Raw genomic sequence first — 17,073 nt, 5'->3', positions numbered from 1 at the left:
GGTTCACTTCAACCTGCTTCTCTTCCAGCTCCTCTTTTGTTAAAGCGTCATACTGCTTCAGGATATCACCAGCATGATCTGTTCTTTCATATTTCCCGCCAAAAGGATCGATACCAAGCTTGCGCAGCTCGTCCAATTTGTTGCGTCGAATCTGTAACAGTTCACTTAGTTCCTGCTCTTGTTCCTGATTGTTGATTTCTTCCGTCATTGTCGATTCATCTCCTTCATTCTCTCGGCCGGTATCCGGACCGTACAAGCAACAAAACAATTCAAATTTTCAATTATTTCACTAGCCTCTATACAAATAGCGAAAAAAGCCCCCCGAAGGAAGCTTCCACGCTCATTCCAACTTACTTCTTAATTTCTACAATTTTATATTGAATGACGCCTGCTGGTACATTAACGTCGACCACTGATCCTTTTGCCTTGCCAATAATTGCTTTGCCGACAGGGCTCTCGTTGGAAATCTTATTGTTGAGCGGATCAGATTCCGCAGATCCGACAATGGTATATTCCATTGTGTCACCAAATTCCATATCCTCAACAATGACCGTATTACCGACACCTACAACATCGGTATTAATATCGTCATTATTAATGATACGTGCGTTGCGGAGCATCTTTTCCAGCGTAATGATACGGCCTTCGATAAAGGCTTGTTCGTTCTTGGCATCTTCGTATTCGGAGTTTTCGCTGATATCACCATAACCAATGGCAACTTTGATACGCTCCGCGACTTCACGCCTTTTAACGGACTTTAGATTCTCGAGTTCGTCCTCCAGTTTCTTCAGACCGTCCTGTGTGAGAATGACTTCTTTATCGCTCATCTTAACCGATTCTCCTGTCATGTAGATAATTTAAATCACCATACCACCATACTATATGCGAATCTTCGGGGAACAGAACTCCCCTGATGCTTACTGTATATCAAGGCGAATTTATACTGAAAAATTATATGGTAACCATTTCAAAAAGTCAATGAACGCTCTCGCACGAATGAAAACGCTATCGTTCGCCTCAAGTTACCAATAGTACATTCCATTCTTTACATCGCGGAAGCGGCCTGTGGGTAAGTACTTTTCGGCGTATCTTCTGATGTCGTTGTCTCTAGCTGATCGACAAAGTTCGTTAAAAGCCTCACCATCTCATCACGCTTGGTTCCTTCCATGATTTCATCTTTAATCCGCGCAGAACCTTTAAGACCCTTCAAATACCAAGACAGATGCTTTCTCATTTCACGGACTGCAACGTCTTCTTGTCGAATGGCAATCAGTCTGTCCATATGCAAGATCGCAATTCGTATCTTCTCTTGAGGTGATGGATCAGGAAGAAGCTCTCCTGTCTTCAAATATTCGACAGTACGATATAACATCCAAGGGTTCCCGAGCGCTCCACGTCCGATCATCACACCATCGCAGCCTGTCTCAGTTAGCATACGCCGAGCATCTTCTGGAGTCACTACATCTCCATTGCCAATGACAGGAATGGATACAGCTTCCTTAACCTGTCTTATAATGTCCCAGTCTGCATGACCCGTATACAGCTGCTCACGCGTACGGCCGTGAACACTAACGGCTTGACCGCCAGCTCGTTCAACAGCTAATGCATTTTCAACTGCAAAGATATGATCGCTGTCCCAGCCTGTGCGCATTTTAACCGTAACCGGTTTGTTAACAACATCGACAACAGCTGATACCATTTCATAAATTTTATTGGAGTCAAGTAGCCATCGTGCTCCTGCATCAATCTTAGTTACCTTCGGTGCAGGGCAACCCATATTGATGTCGATAATGTCTGCATTGGTCTGCTGGTCAACCACTTTTGCTGCTTCCACAAGCGCATCCCGATCTCCTCCAAAAATCTGCAAGCTCAAAGGCTTCTCACGTTCGTCAACAAACAACATTTCCTGCGTCCGCTTGTTGCCATGTAAGATAGCCTTGCCACTTACCATTTCCGCACAGACAAGACCGGTACCAAACTCTTTGGCAATTAGGCGAAAAGCCGGGTTACAGACACCTGCCATTGGAGCAAGGACGACCTGATTCTTCATCTCGACGTCTCCAATTTTCAACATGACCTTATTTCACTCCTTTATGCACCATTTATCTATTTCAACTCAACCGCGTTCCTTTAACTCCTGTATAGTTATGTCCAAGGCCTCCGCAATTTTAACTAAAATTTGTTCCTCTGTACGTCGATTTCCACGCTCAATTGCCCCGAGTACAGCCAGAGAAATGCCTGTACGTGCTGCAAGATCCTGTTGGGTAAGCCCCTTTAACTTTCGGAAAGCGCGGATGCGGTTCGCCAGCTGCATGTTCTCCAAAGTTGTATTCCTTCCTTTCCACCCAGTTTTTCAATTGCTGTTCTAACCGTGGTGTACAAACCGGAGGGCTCATGCTCTGGAACAATATCCGCCAGCGGCATTAATACGAACGCCCTTTCCAGCATACGTGGATGAGGAAGAATTAAATCCGGCGTATCTAATAGTTGTCCTTCCATCCACAAAAGATCGAGATCGACTGTGCGAGGCCCATTGAGGATATAGCGTACCCGACCTAGCCGTGCCTCAATCTGCTGCATGACTGATAACAAGGAATGAGGCTCTAGCGTAGTCGACACAGCTGCTGCCATATTTATAAACATCGGCTGATCAACATAACCAACAGGTTCCGTTTCGTATAAGTTCGAGCAACGAAGCACGGTAACACCAGGCTGCAAATCAAGCAGTTCCAGGGCTTCAAAAAGCGTCGCTTCCCGGTCTCCTAAATTAGCCCCTAAAGCAATATAAGCCTCTGATGTCTCAGAGGTATCATGTGGGTTCATGGTTATTCTCACTTTCTAGTCCGGTGCAGCTCTACAGTAACACCTTCAAAATGAATGTCAAACGGTGGATGTGGTTTAGTCAACTTAACCGTTAAAGCATCGATACTAGTATAAGTGTCAAGCACTTTGGATGCAATATGCTCCGCTAAAGCTTCGATAAGCTTAAAAGACTCGGTCCGCATAATTCCTTGAAGTAACTCATGGATCTCTGCATAATTTACCGTTTGGCTCAAATCATCGCTTTTTCCTGCTCGACTCAAATCCATCTCTAACTCAAGATCAACATAAAACCGCTGTCCCAGCTTTCTTTCTTCTTCAAAAACGCCGTGGTAACCATAGTACTCCATTCCGCGTAAAATCATCTTGTCCATTCTTATATCCACCCTTCCATGGATTTCTTGTTCTATTATACCCGCTTCAATCCCGGTGAAGCATACAACATCGCATCACACATACGTGTTGTTCGCTTGATTTCCTGCACATCATGAACTCGAACAATCTGGCAACCTTGTGCAATTCCATATGCAACCGTGGCTGCCGTACCTTCAATTACATCATCTACTGGCAAATCCAGTGCCGTACGGATGAATTTCTTGCGTGAGGTGGCCAACAGAACTGGATAACCGAGGCTGACGAGTTCGTCTAGTGACATCATCACTTTCATATTCTCCTCATAACCTTTTGCAAATCCAATTCCCGGGTCCAAAATAATACGGCTGCGTTTTACTCCAGCACCCAGTGCTATATCCACACTTTCCATCAGGTCAGACTTCATATCTTCAATTAGATTGGTGTAGTTTTGGTTCTTACGATTATGCATGAGAATCACAGGACAATCCAATGCAGCAGCTACTCCTGCCATATTGGGATCTTCCTTGAATCCCCAAACATCATTAATAATATGGGCCCCCGCTTCGATCGCCTGACGTGCTACCTCAGCTTTGTATGTATCTATAGAGAGCGGAATATGTGGCGCTTCCCGGTGTATAGCTTCGATCACGGGTATTACCCGTGCCAGCTCTTCATCGACACTAATCTTATCGTGACCAGGTCTTGTTGACTCCCCGCCGATGTCTATAATATCTGCGCCCTCTACAACCAATTGAAGAGCATGCTTCACAGCAAGGTTCGTTTCGTTGTAACGACCTCCATCGGAAAAAGAGTCAGGGGTCACATTCAAAATACCCATGATTAATGTAGACTGACCTAACTCAAGCTTTGTGTCTCCGCACAGATAGGTCTGCTCATATATGGTTGTCTTCATCTACACTCCTGCTTTCTGCCGGTAAGCTTTTATTAAACATGTTGTGATAGGTCCTGCAAGCCCTTTGCCCACGATCACCGGCTCTTCTCCTTGTTTTAAAAGGCTAGTCACTGGCATAAGCTCCTGCACGGAACCTGTCGTAAATATCTCATCCGCAAAAATCAAGTCATCCCATGTAAACCGGCCCTCTTCTGTATCAATCCCAAGGGTTTGGGCTAGTTCTAACACTATAGCACGGGTTATACCAGGCAAAATACCTGTTCCTATATCCGGTGTATGCAGCTTTCCATCCTTGATAAAAAAAAGATTGCTCACAATACCTTCAGCCAACTCACCCTTCTCAGTTAGCATGAGCCCTTCAGCACCTAACCGAACGGCATCAGGATAACGCTGAAGTTCACGCTTCGCCATAATATTGTTCATATAATGAAGCGACTTCATGCGTACGGGTGTCTCCGGTGTATTACGTGGTGTACTCAGGAGCTGCAAAGCCTTGCCTTCTGTATATAGAGAAGGTGGTATTACAGGTAGTGCCTTCACATACAGAAGCTCCGTCTTATTTACATAGTTACCGGAAGGAAGGCCTAGTGCTTCCACTCCCGCTGTTACGGTATAGCGAATGTAAGCATCCTCAAGCTGATTAGCTGACAAAAGCTCTGCGATCCATTCTCGCACGTATTTAGGATCTGGATCATATACGATACCTAGTAGTGCACAGCTTTCCGCAAGTCTTTTTAAATGCTGCTCCAATAAAAAGGGTTCTCCTTGATAGGTACGGAACGTCTCAAACAAGCCCATCCCATATAAAAGACCGTGATCCATAACGGATACCACGGCCTCGGCCGTATCTACAACACGGCCATCAACTCCCATAAATCTCATGCTTTGGCTCCCGCCGTACGTTTTAAGAAGTTGCGAAGCATCTGGTGACCATGATCGGTAATGATTGATTCAGGGTGGAACTGTACTCCCTCGACTGCGTACTCCTTATGCCGAAGTCCCATGATTTCGCCTTCTTCTGTCCAAGCCGTGACTTCAAGGCAATCCGGCAGACTTTCTTTTTCCACGAGCAAGCTATGGTACCGTGTTGCCGTAAAAGGAATGGGTAAGCCTTCAAATACGGATGTGCCAAGATGATGAATTGGGGAGGTCTTTCCATGCATGAGTCGCTCAGCCCGAATGACATTTCCTCCAAATGCTTGTCCGATTGCCTGATGACCTAGACAAACACCGAAGATAGGGATACTCCCTTTGAAATGTTCAATTACCTCGAGACTAACCCCTGCCTCATTCGGTGTACAAGGGCCTGGTGAGATTAAAATATGATCGGGCGCCAAAGTTTTTATTCCGGCAATATCAATCTCATCATTGCGGAATACTTTTACTTCTTCGCCGAGCTCCCCTAAATATTGTACGAGATTGTAAGTAAATGAATCGTAGTTATCGATCACAAGAATCATGGTATACTCCCCCTATTTTGCCGCAGTTACTACGGCTTCCTCTTCACTGCACATTACTGCTGCAATTAGTGCTTTCGCTTTATTATGACATTCCCGGTATTCTCGATAAGGATCTGAATCGATAACAATACCTGCTCCAGCCTGAATATACCCCGTGCCCTCTTGAACAGCCAAGGTACGAATAATAATATTCAGTTCCATATCACCATTATAATCTATCCAGCCCATGGAGCCCGTGTAAGGTCCTCTCGTAACAGGTTCTAACTCTTCAATAATTTCCATTGTTCGAATTTTGGGTGCACCCGTGATAGTTCCACCTGGGAAGGTGGCTGCAATGACATCATACACTCCCTTATCCTTCGCGAGCTGACCCTCAACCTGAGATACAAGATGCATAACATGAGAGTAGCGCTCAACAGTCATTAGCTCAGGGACGTGTACTGTACCATAGGCAGCAATACGTCCAATATCATTGCGCTCAAGATCAACGAGCATGATATGCTCTGCCCGTTCTTTTTCATTACCGGTCAACTCGGCCTCCATCGCTGCATCTTCTTCAGGTCCTGATCCCCGCCTGCGTGTACCTGCAATTGGTCTGGCTGAGACCGTATCTCCGTCCAACTTAATTAACAACTCTGGCGAACCACTGGCAAGGGTAAATCCAGGTGATGTAATGTAACCCATGTAGGGTGATGGATTCAATAATCGCAACCACTCATAGACGTCCGCAGGATCTGCATTTAACTTAAGATGTCGTCGAAGCGAAAGATTCACCTGAAATACATCCCCTTGACGAATATACTCCTGAATTGAAAGTACAGCCCGCTGAAAATCCTCCTGCGAGAAATCACTTGTAAGCTTGTCCCAGCCTTCTACATACGGGCCTGAAAGTGAAGCTGCTCTTTGTTGCCGAGCTAGCAACTGAGTTTTCTCTTCTAATTGCTCTTGTTCAGAGGCAGAAGCACCGAGTAGCTCATTCCACTGCTTGAACATGTTCTCTGCTCTTACAATGGCTTCCTCATATAACTTCTTAATTATGGTCTTATTATCAACATTGTCCTCGCTCTGCTTCCACGGCACATGTACAGCGCAATACACTACCTGCTGCTCATGATCATAGATCCACACTTCTTCCATCCGCATCCATAAATAATCTGGAAACCCTGCGTCATTGTGTGCAATTACAGGTAGATCCTCAAGTGACCTAATCACATCATATCCTAAAAAGCCAGCGCAACCTCCACGGAAGTCAGGCCATCCAGACACTCGAGGTGAACGAAGTCCACTCATCCAACGCTCCAAAAGCTCAAGTGGTTTACCTTCGACATGCGTTGTCTGTCCTGCTCGAAGATCCGTGATCTCGCCTTGCTGCCCTGTTCCCTTTAGTATCGATACGGGATTTAATCCCAAATAAGTGTACCTTCCGGTCTTCCCACTTTCCAGCACGAAAGCGTACGGTGAAGCATGCTTCCATGCTTTTTTCCAAGTTGATGGCAATCCTTTCTTCCACCCCTGATATTGAACCACATAAGGCAGCACGGACCAGCCCTCTTCCACCCACTCAAGCCATTGAGCTAGCTCTATCTTTCTATCCATGCTTGTCCTCCTAATCCGCATAAGCCTGTTCTGTTGCCTGTCAGTATACTGTATCCTGCCCCACTTGAAAACCCCGAAACCACCCTATCTCTGTATTTATTTTGAGGTGATTTCTATCGCCTTTTACGAAAAATATTCATCTCAACAGAAAAGACCTCCAATGCATAAATACATTGAAGGTCATAAACCTAAATTTAATGGAAGAGATTAGGACTCAAAATTGTACAGCGGTGTGCTCAAGTAGCGCTCTCCATTACTAGGAATGATAGCCACGACACGCTTACCTTTACCAAGCTCCTTCGCCACCTTCAGCGCTGCATGAACTGCTGCACCGGAAGAAATCCCTGCAAGAATGCCCTCCTCTTTCGCTACACGACGCGCCGTATCGAAAGCATCGTCATTCTCAACATGAATGATCTCATCATAAACGTCTTGATTCAGAATATCAGGAACGAAGTTAGCGCCGATTCCTTGGATTTTATGTGGACCCGGTTTACCGCCCGCAAGGATCGGGGATGCTGCAGGTTCAACAGCATAAATCTTAATGTCTGAGAAAGACTCCTTCAAGACTTCGCCAGCTCCAGTAATTGTTCCGCCAGTGCCGATCCCAGCAACGAATGCATCCAGCGAACCACCAATGGAATTTATAGCTTCTACAATCTCAGGACCGGTTGTTTCCCGGTGGATCTTCACATTAGCTAAGTTCTTAAACTGCTCGGCCATGAAGAATCCGGAATTTTCTCGCAAAATTTCTTCTGCCTTCTTAACCGCTCCATTCATACCTTCTGCCCCAGGTGTAAGGACCAATTCTGCTCCATAAGCACGAAGCAGGTTACGCCGCTCTAAACTCATCGTTTCAGGCATAACAATAATCGCTTTGTAACCTTTCGCCGCAGCTACCATAGCTAAACCAATTCCCGTGTTGCCGCTTGTCGCTTCAATAATCGTATCGCCTGGCTTCAAACGGCCATCTTTCTCCGCTTCTTCAACAATGCTAATAGCAATCCGGTCCTTAACGCTTGAACCCGGGTTCTGGTACTCCAGCTTCAGGTAGATTTCTGCACTGTCCTCTGGTACGATTCGATTCAAACGGACTAATGGTGTTCCACCGATTAAATCTGTCACACTGTTTACTACTTTAGCCATAATGAAGCCCTCCCTTGATTCGTTTAACGGTTCGTCTATATATCCGGTGATCTAAGTTGTATGATTGAGAAAACGGTACGACGGGCAATGAATCTCGTCCGGCTCACGCTCTCTTAATATCCGAGTAATTCGGTAGGTTTTTATAACTTCATATTATCAACCTTATTTCCCCTTGTCAATACGAAGAAAAGCTTTCATTTCGGGTTATAGAATAGCTCATAACTCTGTTTACGAAAAACAGGCCTTTGCAACAAGGGAATCACTCCGCTGCAAAAGCCTGTTTTATTAATTATTAGGATGCTCTGAGGGAATTCCAGCCACGATACGAGCACTATATTTTTCTCGAAGCTGACTCTCAAGCTCTGAAAGCGAAACAGATTGCTCCAAGGCAAGCTGCTTACGCACCGTTTCCCGGATTAGGTTCTCGTCTGGTTCTTTAGGAACGAGAATATCGCGAACATATACTATTCCATACCCATCTTCCAATTGTATAGGCCCCGCAATATCACCTTTACTTAAGGATAGAGCAGTCTTCATTAACGCCTCTGGCTGAAAAGGATCATCTTCTTCGACGAATCCCATCCGCCCACCATTATCACGGGTATATTCATCAATAGAGACTTCTTCGGCAAGAGCGGCAAAATCTTCACCGTTCTCCAGCCGATCCAGCACTGCCTCCGCTTCCGGTTCCTTCTCCACCTTAATGATGGATAATTTCAATTGCTTTTTAGGACGGAACTGGTCCGGATGCTGATGAAGGTATTGATCAATATCCGCATCATCAACTTTGATATCAGCTGTCGCTATTTTTTCCAAGGTAAGTCGGTAACTTGTTTCTGCCTTCAGCAGTTCTTCTGACAGACCTAGCTGCTGCTCCATTTCTTGAAGAAATTGTTCCTTCGAGCCATATCCCTGCCCGATTCGATCCAACTCCTGATCAACCTCTTGAGGAGTAACCTTAATATTCGCAGCTTCAGCCTCCAATTCGACTACCTGACGGTTCATCATTGTCATGAGCACTTCGCTGCCGTACCTTTTCTTCAGCTCACTAGTCCATTCTTCTTCTGTAATCACCCTGTCTTGTATAGAGGCGACTACAGGAGGGGTTTGTTCAATTTCCTTATTCCCATCCTGAAATAAAACCCCGGAGAACAGCATCCAGCTCCCCATAAATAACACACCTGCAATCAAGACAACGACGGTTACCCATAGTCCCTTCTCTTGTCTCGTCATTTCGGCTGCTCATCCCAATACGTTAAGATTTGGCCCGCTCTAACACGGTTTTCAGCTGTTCTTCATCATACGTATATACCTCATTACAAAAGTGACAAGTAACCTCCGCTTTACGATCCTCGTGAATCATCTTCTCAAGTTCATCCTGCCCCATACTAATTAATGCGCGTTCTACACGTTCATGAGAGCAATCACAAGAGAAACGAACTTCCGTTTCTTCCAAGATCGTTACATCCGGCAGAATTCGGTGTAAAATATCTTCCAGCTCAAGCCCTTCTTCCAGCAACGATGTTACTGGTGGAATATCGCTTAGGGCTTTTTCTAGCATCGTAATTTCATCTTCCGTTACCCCAGGCATTAGTTGAATGATGAATCCACCTGCGTTGGCCACGGTATAATCAGGTGCAACAAGAACTCCCAAGCTGACTGCGGAATTCGTCTGCTCCGATACTGCAAAATAATATGTGAAATCTTCAGCCAATTCACCGGATATGATCGGAATACTACCACGGTAAGGCTCCTTTAAACCTAGATCCTTAATGACATGGATATGACCAGTGGTACCTACTGCCGCAGCAACATTCATTTTGCCTGGACGAATATTTGTCATTTCAACATGTGGATTATTCACATAACCTCGAACTTCTCCGTATGCATTCGCTTCAGCTGCAATCAAGCCAATCGGGCCATCCCCGCGGACCTGAATACTGATACGCTCTTCACCTTTTAGCATGGCACCCATCATAGCAGCAGCTGATACTGTACGCCCTAAAGCGGCTGTTACGACGGGAAATGTGTCATGTCTACGCCGTAGCTCCTCAACCAGGTCCGTGGTACGAACCGCAAAGGCTCTGATTTTGCCTCCCATTGCCGTTCCTCGGAGTATACGGTCTTTATGTTTGTCCATCTTACAGCCTCCTCGCACTTCTTGTTGTTAAAATCTTAACCTTAAGTAACAGAGCACTCGTTATATATAACTCTGAATTATATTGATTGGTTTGATCAGTTCATGAAAATGACGACTAGAACATTAGTTGCGGTTGTAGATAATACGCAGCCCTTCCAGAGTAAGCATGGAATCAATTTCATCAATGGAGTTCGTTTCACTCGCAATTAATTCAGCTAATCCACCGGTTGCAATTACCTTTACATGATCTGATTCCATTTCTGCTTTGATACGTCTAACAAGACCGTCAACCTGACCTGCATAGCCAAAAATAATCCCTGCCTGCATGGCATGCACTGTATTACGTCCGATGACTTTCTTCGGCTTCTCTAACTCAACGCGTGGGAGCTTAGAGGCGCGCTGAACAAGCGCTTCGGTAGCAATACCAATACCCGGAACAATAGCCCCTCCAAGATAGTTACCATGACTGTCGATACAATCAAACGTTGTTGCCGTACCGAAATCAACAACGATGAGGGGGCCACCATATTTGTCGACGGCCGCTACCGCGTTGACGATTCGGTCAGCTCCGACCTCTCTCGGATTTTCGTACCGAAGATTCAGACCTGTTTTGATTCCCGGGCCTACAATAAGCGGAGTTTTCTTAATATACTTACGGCACATTTCTTCCACTACTCCCACTAATGGGGGCACAACAGAGGAAACGATAACCCCTTCTATCTCGCTTACCAATATATTGGACATTTGAAACAGATTATGAATTAATACACCGTACTCATCCACCGTGGATTGACGGGAGGTACTAATCCGAAAATGATGAAGAAGTTCCTTGTCTTGATAAATACCCAGTACGATATTTGTATTTCCTACGTCTACAACAAGAATCATGATGCTCCGCCTCCTTTCTTGGCGTTTAAATCTAAGCTGATATCTAAACTGTCAAAAGAATACGTCAACCTCCCGACTGAAATGACGTCGACGCCTGACTGTGCGATTTCGCGAACCGTATCAAGTGTAACATTGCCGGACGCTTCAGTTATAACATGCGGCGATACTATCTTTATTCGCTGGACCGCTTCAGCCATCATAACAGGATCCATATTATCAAGCATAATAATATCAGCACCAGCGGTTAAGGCTTCCTCAACCTGATCCAGTGACTCGGTTTCGACTTCAATCTTCATCGTGTGTGGGATATTATTCCGCGCTCTACTTACAGCTTCAGTGATGCCGCCCGCACCCTTAATATGATTATCCTTTATCATGACCGCATCATACAAGCCAAAACGGTGATTGGCTCCTCCGCCTACGCGAACTGCATACTTCTCCAGCATACGATGCCCTGGAGTGGTTTTGCGCGTATCTACAAGGCGAGTCGACAGACCCTCTAATGCACTTACAAAGGCATTCGTCTTCGTGGCTATACCAGATAAGCGTTGTAGAAGATTAAGCGCAAGCCGCTCCCCGGTCAAAATACGATGCGTGCTGCCTTCAACCTCCGCTAATATATCTCCCTTTTCTACCCGCTGGCCATCTTGAACATGGGCTTTGAAAGTAAGACACTTATCTACGATCTGAAAGACGAGCTCAGCACCCGGCATTCCAGCTACAACTCCACCTTCTTTAGCATGGATAATTGCTTTAGACTCATGCCCCTGCGGAATCGTCGTCATTGTTGTAATATCACCTGATCCGACGTCCTCACGAAGCCAAGCCTGGATATTCTCAGCCAGACTCTCATTATATCCATTAAACATCATCGCTGTACTCCTCCGTCATTCCTTGATCCCGGACATGAATAATGTGCTTACGCCATTCTTCATTATCCGTCAGCGGAAAATCCTCACGGTAATGGGCTCCACGGCTTTCTTCACGACGAAGTGCGCCTTGAATAACCAAAAGAGAGCTTGTGAGCATATTCGCGAATTCATACTCCTCCCGTTTCGTCAGTTCCGAGTGGAATAGTGGTAGTTGTCGGTTCAGATCATCTACCGCCCGAAGCAGTGTTTCTTGAGTTCGGCGTAGACCTACATAGCGAACCATTACTTTTTGCAGCTTCAACCGGCGTTCCACAATCGCTTGTGAGCACGAATCTTTACGATCCCAGCTGAAGGATACGGATACAGGCTCCGAGGGATTCACCGGTAATTGCCTGATCTGCTCTACAATTCTCCGCCCGTAAACAAGTGCCTCGGATAAAGAATTACTGGCTAATCGGTTTGCACCATGAACACCCGTAGATGAAACCTCACCGCAAGCAAATAATCTTGAAATACTACTCTCACCGTGAAGACCTGTTTTTACGCCTCCCATCATATAATGCGCTGCAGGCGATACGGGAATCCAATCTGTTGTTAAATCAAGGCCGTAACGCATACATGTCTCATAAATCGTTGGGAAACGATGCTTCACCATCTCAGGTGACTCATGTGTAATATCGAGATATACAAAGGTGGAGCGTGTCTCTTCCATTTCACTTACAATAGCTCTGGCTACGATGTCTCTTGGAGCCAGTTCCAATAGCTCGTGGTATTTCTCCATGAAGCGCTCACCTTTAATATTCCGCAAATAAGCACCTTCACCCCGAACCGCCTCAGATATTAAAAATCTAGGCGCTCCAGGATAGCTGAGTGCTGTCGGATGAAACTGTACAAACTCCATATCTCTAATCTCGGCGCCAGCTCGATAAGCCATGGCAATCCCATCTGATGTAGCAACCTCAGGGTTCGTTGTATAGCGGTACAATTGACCTGCACCACCGGAGCATAACACGGTCGCCTGTCCCCGCACAAATACACGACTGCCATCTGGCATTTGCACCAATGCGCCTAGACATTCATTATCTTGTGTAATTAAATCTATAACAAAATGATCATCCCACACCGTTACATTGTGAAGCTGTTCAACCTGCAGGGAGAGTGCACGGACGATTTCATATCCAGTCGCATCTCCATTCGCATGTAAAATCCGCCTATGGCTATGTGCCCCCTCCTTGGTCAAAGCAATTTCACCATCTTCAACATCAAAAGAGGTTCCTAATCGGATTAACTCCTGCACACCGGCCGGACCTTCATGAACCAGCACATCAACAGCCTCAGAGGAGCATAGGCCAGCACCTGCCAAAAGCGTATCATGTCGATGATATGCAGGAGAGTCATCTTCTGCCGTTACAGCCGCAATGCCGCCTTGGGCATATCGCGTATTGCTCTCTAACAGTGATTTCTTGGTGATGAGCAGTACGCTTCGGTCCGTACTCGCTTCAATCGCCGTATATAATCCGGCAATACCTGAACCGATCACGATCACATCCGTTTCAATCACCGGTAAATCCTGCAGATCAAAATCAATCAAATACTGCGGTATCACGTGATTCACCTGTCTTTTAGCGAAGAGTAGCGCATGCTACTTTACTTGTAACATGCGCTCTAATGAGGTTCTAGCTTTTTCCGCAACAACGGGCGGTACATAAATTTGAGGCTTCATGGTCTCAAGACATTTAACCAGCTTCTTAAGATTATTTACTTTCATATTCGGACATACAAGAAACTTTGTTGCAAAGTGGAACGATTTATCGGGACTATCTAGACGAAGCTGATATCCTGTACCATCTTCTGTTCCAACAATGAATTCCTTGCATGAGGAGTCTCTGCAATATTCGAGAATAGCCGTTGTACTACCTACAAAATCACCCATTTCAACGACTTCTGGACGACACTCGGGATGAACAACAAATTCAGCATTCGGATATTTAGCTTTCATCTCAACGACATCCTTAACGGTCAGCATATCATGCGTATTGCAATAACCTTCCCAGATGATTAGCTTTTTGTCCGTATGCTGCTGAACGTAGTGGCCGAGGTTTTTATCTGGAACCCAGATAATCTCATCAGAATCGACAGATTGAATCACCTTTACTGCGTTAGAAGACGTACAGCAAATATCTGTCTCTGCCTTGATCTCAGCTGAAGAGTTAATATACGTGACCACTTTAGCATTTGGGTGCTGCGCTTTCAATTTACGAAGTCCATCCACGTTAACCATATCTGCCATAGGGCATCCTGCGCGTTCATCAGGTATGATCACCGTCTTATTCGGGGCTAGAATTTTCGCACTTTCCCCCATGAAGTGTACACCACAAAATACGATAACATCAGCATCCGTCTGAGCAGCCTTCTGGGCAAGCAAGAACGAATCCCCCCGGAAATCAGCTACTTCCTGAATTTCATCCCTTTGATAGTAGTGCGCCAAGATAATAGCATTACGTTCCTTCTTCAACTGCATCAAGCGTTCGCGCAGTTCACGGTTTTGTTCCGCTTTACGCTCCAATGCCAAAGCTTCCACGAGCGACCCTCTCCCCTTATGTATTGCGGCCCATTACATGACCGCTGTTGAACATACTCAAGATGCTGGTATCCCCTTTGTGAAAGGAAGCACCTTTCGTTTATCACCTAATGTACACAAGGTTCGAATGACTGTCAATGTGACAAGAAGCACAAAAAGAACCGGAAAACGAATGATCGTTCTCCGGTTCTTTGTTTTTATTCGGAATGCGATGTTTTTATCGCATTTATTATGTCAATCTGTTGTTACCGTTGTCCGATCCATCTGGAGGTGTATTGTCGTCCGGACCTTTACGTTCTGAATCATTACCCTCTAATGGATTGTTCGGAATATCTTCGCTTGATTTAGGCTGTTCAACCTCATCTTTGCCTTGAATCCGAACACGAACGTCACCAATATTATCGATGATTGGCTCTCCATTCTCGGATGATCCTTGACCGCTGTCTCCTGAATCTTTGTCACTGAGAGCACCTGTCTCAATCAATTGCTTGATTTGCTCAAGTTCCAGTGTCTCTTCCTCAAGGAGTGTATTAGCAATCAGGTGAACTTCCTTAGCATGCTCAGTGAGCACCTGCTTACACTTCTCATAACAATCATTGATGAAGCGTTGCATTTCCTGATCGATTTCATAAGCGATCTGATCACTGTAGTTCTGCTCATGTCCGATATCACGGCCCAAGAATACTTGACCTTGTGATGTACCGAACTGCATCGGTCCGAGTTTCTCACTCATACCGTATTCCACAATCATGCTGCGGATAATGCCTGTCGCCTGTTGGAAGTCACTGTAAGCACCGGTTCCGATTTCACCAATGAACAGTTCCTCCGCTACACGGCCACCAAGCAAACCGGTAACGCGGTCGAGAAGCTCTTGCTTCGTTACAAGCATACGATCTTCTTTAGGCATCATAATTACGTATCCACCAGCGCGTCCACGCGGAATGATCGTTACTTTATGAACCATATCAGCATGCTCTAGGAAATAACCAACAATGGTATGACCTGCTTCGTGATAAGCTACGATACGCTTCTCGCGGTCACTGATCACACGGCTGCGCTTCTCAGTACCAACAATAACGCGGTCGATAGCTTCATCTACCTCACGCATGGAGATGTCTTTACGATTACGACGTGCTGCAAGCAATGCCGCTTCGTTCAGAAGGTTCTCCAGATCAGCACCGGTAAAGCCGGTCGTCCGTTTCGCAACGATATCGAGCTTAACGTCTTTCGTAAGCGGCTTGTTACGTGCGTGAACTTTCAATACTGCTTCACGGCCCTTCACATCCGGACGGTCAACCGTAATCTGACGGTCAAAACGACCTGGACGAAGCAGGGCAGGGTCAAGAATATCTGGGCGGTTTGTCGCAGCTACGATGATGATACCTTCGTTAGCCCCAAAGCCGTCCATTTCTACGAGCAATTGGTTGAGCGTCTGCTCACGTTCGTCATGTCCGCCGCCAAGTCCTGCGCCACGTTGACGACCAACCGCATCAATCTCATCAATAAAGATAATACATGGAGCATTCTTCTTCGCGTTCTCGAACAAGTCACGAACACGAGATGCACCGACACCGACGAACATTTCAACGAAGTCAGAACCGGAGATACTGAAGAATGGTACGCCTGCTTCACCCGCAACTGCACGAGCTAGGAGGGTTTTACCTGTACCTGGAGGGCCCACAAGAAGCACACCCTTAGGAATACGAGCACCTACTGTGTTAAATTTACGCGGATCTTTAAGGAAATCAACAACTTCAACGAGCTCTTGCTTCTCCTCGTCAGCTCCTGCAACATCCTCGAACGTAATCTTCTTCTTCTCTTCATTATATAGACGGGCTTTACTCTTACCAAAGTTCATCACTTTGCCGCCGCCGCCTTGAGCCTGGTTAAACAGGAAGAAGAACAGAACAAACATGATTACGAGCGGAATGAAAGATGATAACAATGTCAGCCAAATACTCTGGCCTTCCATTTTCTTAACGTTGAACTGAATCTTATTCTGTTCGCTCGCTTGAACAAGTTCATTCATCGCTTCATCAGTGGCTGGGATATAGGTTGAGAAGTTTGCTGACTTATCTTCGTCAACTTTCTTATATTTACCGGTTACAAGATATGCATAACCGTCAAATTGAGCCGTTATTTCTTCAATGTTGTTGGCCTTAATTTCCTGCCGCAGCTGATCATACCTAGGGGTATCGGCTACTTCGTTGCCGTTGGTAACGAACTGTACGATGCCCACCACGACTAAAAATAGAATCAAATAAAAACCAGAATTCCGGATGAACCGATTCATCCCCTACCTC

18 protein-coding genes (1 of these 18 only partly in view) are annotated in these 17,073 nt (G+C 45.7%); all 18 read right to left on the bottom strand.

Annotated elements, in window-relative coordinates; genetic code table 11:
* On the bottom strand, positions 1–208 hold the 5' portion of the coding sequence (gene lysS, locus ACK8P5_RS00390; RefSeq protein WP_422659048.1) for a lysine--tRNA ligase. The gene continues 1,301 nt to the left of window position 1, outside the view; the window shows 208 of its 1,509 coding nt (coding positions 1–208); it begins with the start codon at positions 206–208; its stop codon lies off the left edge, out of view.
* A 142-nt stretch (positions 209–350) separates the two neighbouring features.
* Positions 351–827 carry a transcription elongation factor GreA gene (gene greA / locus ACK8P5_RS00385; protein WP_422659047.1) on the bottom strand — a complete coding sequence of 159 codons (477 nt, stop codon included), beginning with the start codon at positions 825–827 and terminating at the stop codon, positions 351–353.
* Positions 828–1,045: 218 nt separating this feature from the next.
* Positions 1,046–2,074: a tRNA dihydrouridine synthase DusB gene (gene dusB / locus ACK8P5_RS00380; protein WP_422659046.1), complete on the bottom strand. Its 1,029-nt coding sequence runs from the start codon at positions 2,072–2,074 to the stop codon at positions 1,046–1,048.
* A gap of 42 nt (positions 2,075–2,116) precedes the next feature.
* Positions 2,117–2,323, bottom strand: a complete 207-nt coding sequence (locus tag ACK8P5_RS00375; RefSeq protein ID WP_422659045.1) for a helix-turn-helix domain-containing protein — start codon at positions 2,321–2,323, stop codon at positions 2,117–2,119.
* Complete coding sequence (gene folK / locus ACK8P5_RS00370) at positions 2,275–2,823, bottom strand: 2-amino-4-hydroxy-6-hydroxymethyldihydropteridine diphosphokinase (RefSeq protein ID WP_422659044.1); 549 nt, start codon at positions 2,821–2,823, stop codon at positions 2,275–2,277. The genes ACK8P5_RS00375 and folK overlap by 49 nt, the downstream gene beginning before the upstream one ends.
* A gap of 8 nt (positions 2,824–2,831) precedes the next feature.
* Positions 2,832–3,194: a dihydroneopterin aldolase gene (gene folB / locus ACK8P5_RS00365; RefSeq protein ID WP_422659043.1), complete on the bottom strand. Its 363-nt coding sequence runs from the start codon at positions 3,192–3,194 to the stop codon at positions 2,832–2,834.
* 35 nt (positions 3,195–3,229) lie between these two features.
* On the bottom strand, positions 3,230–4,087 hold the full coding sequence (folP, locus tag ACK8P5_RS00360) for a dihydropteroate synthase (RefSeq protein ID WP_422659042.1): 858 nt from the start codon (positions 4,085–4,087) through the stop codon (positions 3,230–3,232).
* Positions 4,088–4,969: an aminotransferase class IV gene (locus ACK8P5_RS00355; RefSeq protein WP_422659041.1), complete on the bottom strand. Its 882-nt coding sequence runs from the start codon at positions 4,967–4,969 to the stop codon at positions 4,088–4,090.
* Entirely contained in the window at positions 4,966–5,547 is a 582-nt protein-coding gene (pabA, locus tag ACK8P5_RS00350; RefSeq protein WP_422659040.1) for an aminodeoxychorismate/anthranilate synthase component II, read from the bottom strand. The genes ACK8P5_RS00355 and pabA overlap by 4 nt, the downstream gene beginning before the upstream one ends.
* A 12-nt stretch (positions 5,548–5,559) precedes the next feature.
* Positions 5,560–7,143, bottom strand: coding sequence for an anthranilate synthase component I family protein (locus ACK8P5_RS00345; RefSeq protein ID WP_422659039.1), 1,584 nt, complete (start codon positions 7,141–7,143; stop codon positions 5,560–5,562).
* Between the two features lie 207 nt (positions 7,144–7,350).
* Positions 7,351–8,289 (bottom strand): cysteine synthase A, encoded by a 939-nt coding sequence (gene cysK, locus ACK8P5_RS00340; RefSeq protein ID WP_422659038.1) that lies wholly within the window; start codon positions 8,287–8,289, stop codon positions 7,351–7,353.
* Between the two features lie 285 nt (positions 8,290–8,574).
* Entirely contained in the window at positions 8,575–9,522 is a 948-nt protein-coding gene (locus ACK8P5_RS00335) for a peptidyl-prolyl cis-trans isomerase (RefSeq protein WP_422659037.1), read from the bottom strand.
* A 22-nt stretch (positions 9,523–9,544) separates the two neighbouring features.
* Positions 9,545–10,429 carry an Hsp33 family molecular chaperone HslO gene (gene hslO / locus ACK8P5_RS00330; RefSeq protein WP_422659036.1) on the bottom strand — a complete coding sequence of 295 codons (885 nt, stop codon included), beginning with the start codon at positions 10,427–10,429 and terminating at the stop codon, positions 9,545–9,547.
* Between the two features lie 123 nt (positions 10,430–10,552).
* Positions 10,553–11,317, bottom strand: coding sequence for a type III pantothenate kinase (locus ACK8P5_RS00325; RefSeq protein WP_422659035.1), 765 nt, complete (start codon positions 11,315–11,317; stop codon positions 10,553–10,555).
* A complete protein-coding gene (nadC, locus tag ACK8P5_RS00320; protein WP_422659034.1) occupies positions 11,314–12,189 on the bottom strand; it encodes a carboxylating nicotinate-nucleotide diphosphorylase in 876 nt (291 codons plus the stop codon). Before nadC ends, ACK8P5_RS00325 begins: the two co-directional genes overlap by 4 nt.
* The gene (gene nadB, locus ACK8P5_RS00315) at positions 12,179–13,795 is read right to left on the bottom strand and encodes an L-aspartate oxidase (protein ID WP_422661330.1); all 1,617 of its coding nucleotides are present in this window, start codon (positions 13,793–13,795) and stop codon (positions 12,179–12,181) included. Before nadB ends, nadC begins: the two co-directional genes overlap by 11 nt.
* A gap of 36 nt (positions 13,796–13,831) precedes the next feature.
* Positions 13,832–14,770 (bottom strand): quinolinate synthase NadA, encoded by a 939-nt coding sequence (gene nadA / locus ACK8P5_RS00310; RefSeq protein WP_422659033.1) that lies wholly within the window; start codon positions 14,768–14,770, stop codon positions 13,832–13,834.
* Positions 14,771–14,999: 229 nt separating this feature from the next.
* Positions 15,000–17,063, bottom strand: coding sequence for an ATP-dependent zinc metalloprotease FtsH (ftsH, locus tag ACK8P5_RS00305; RefSeq protein WP_422659032.1), 2,064 nt, complete (start codon positions 17,061–17,063; stop codon positions 15,000–15,002).
* Between the last annotated feature and the right edge of the window lie 10 nt (positions 17,064–17,073).

The sequence above is a fragment of the Paenibacillus sp. EC2-1 genome (assembly GCF_049311625.1).
GTDB lineage: Bacteria > Bacillota > Bacilli > Paenibacillales > Paenibacillaceae > Paenibacillus_AQ.
This window is presented reverse-complemented; position numbering and strand designations above follow the sequence as displayed.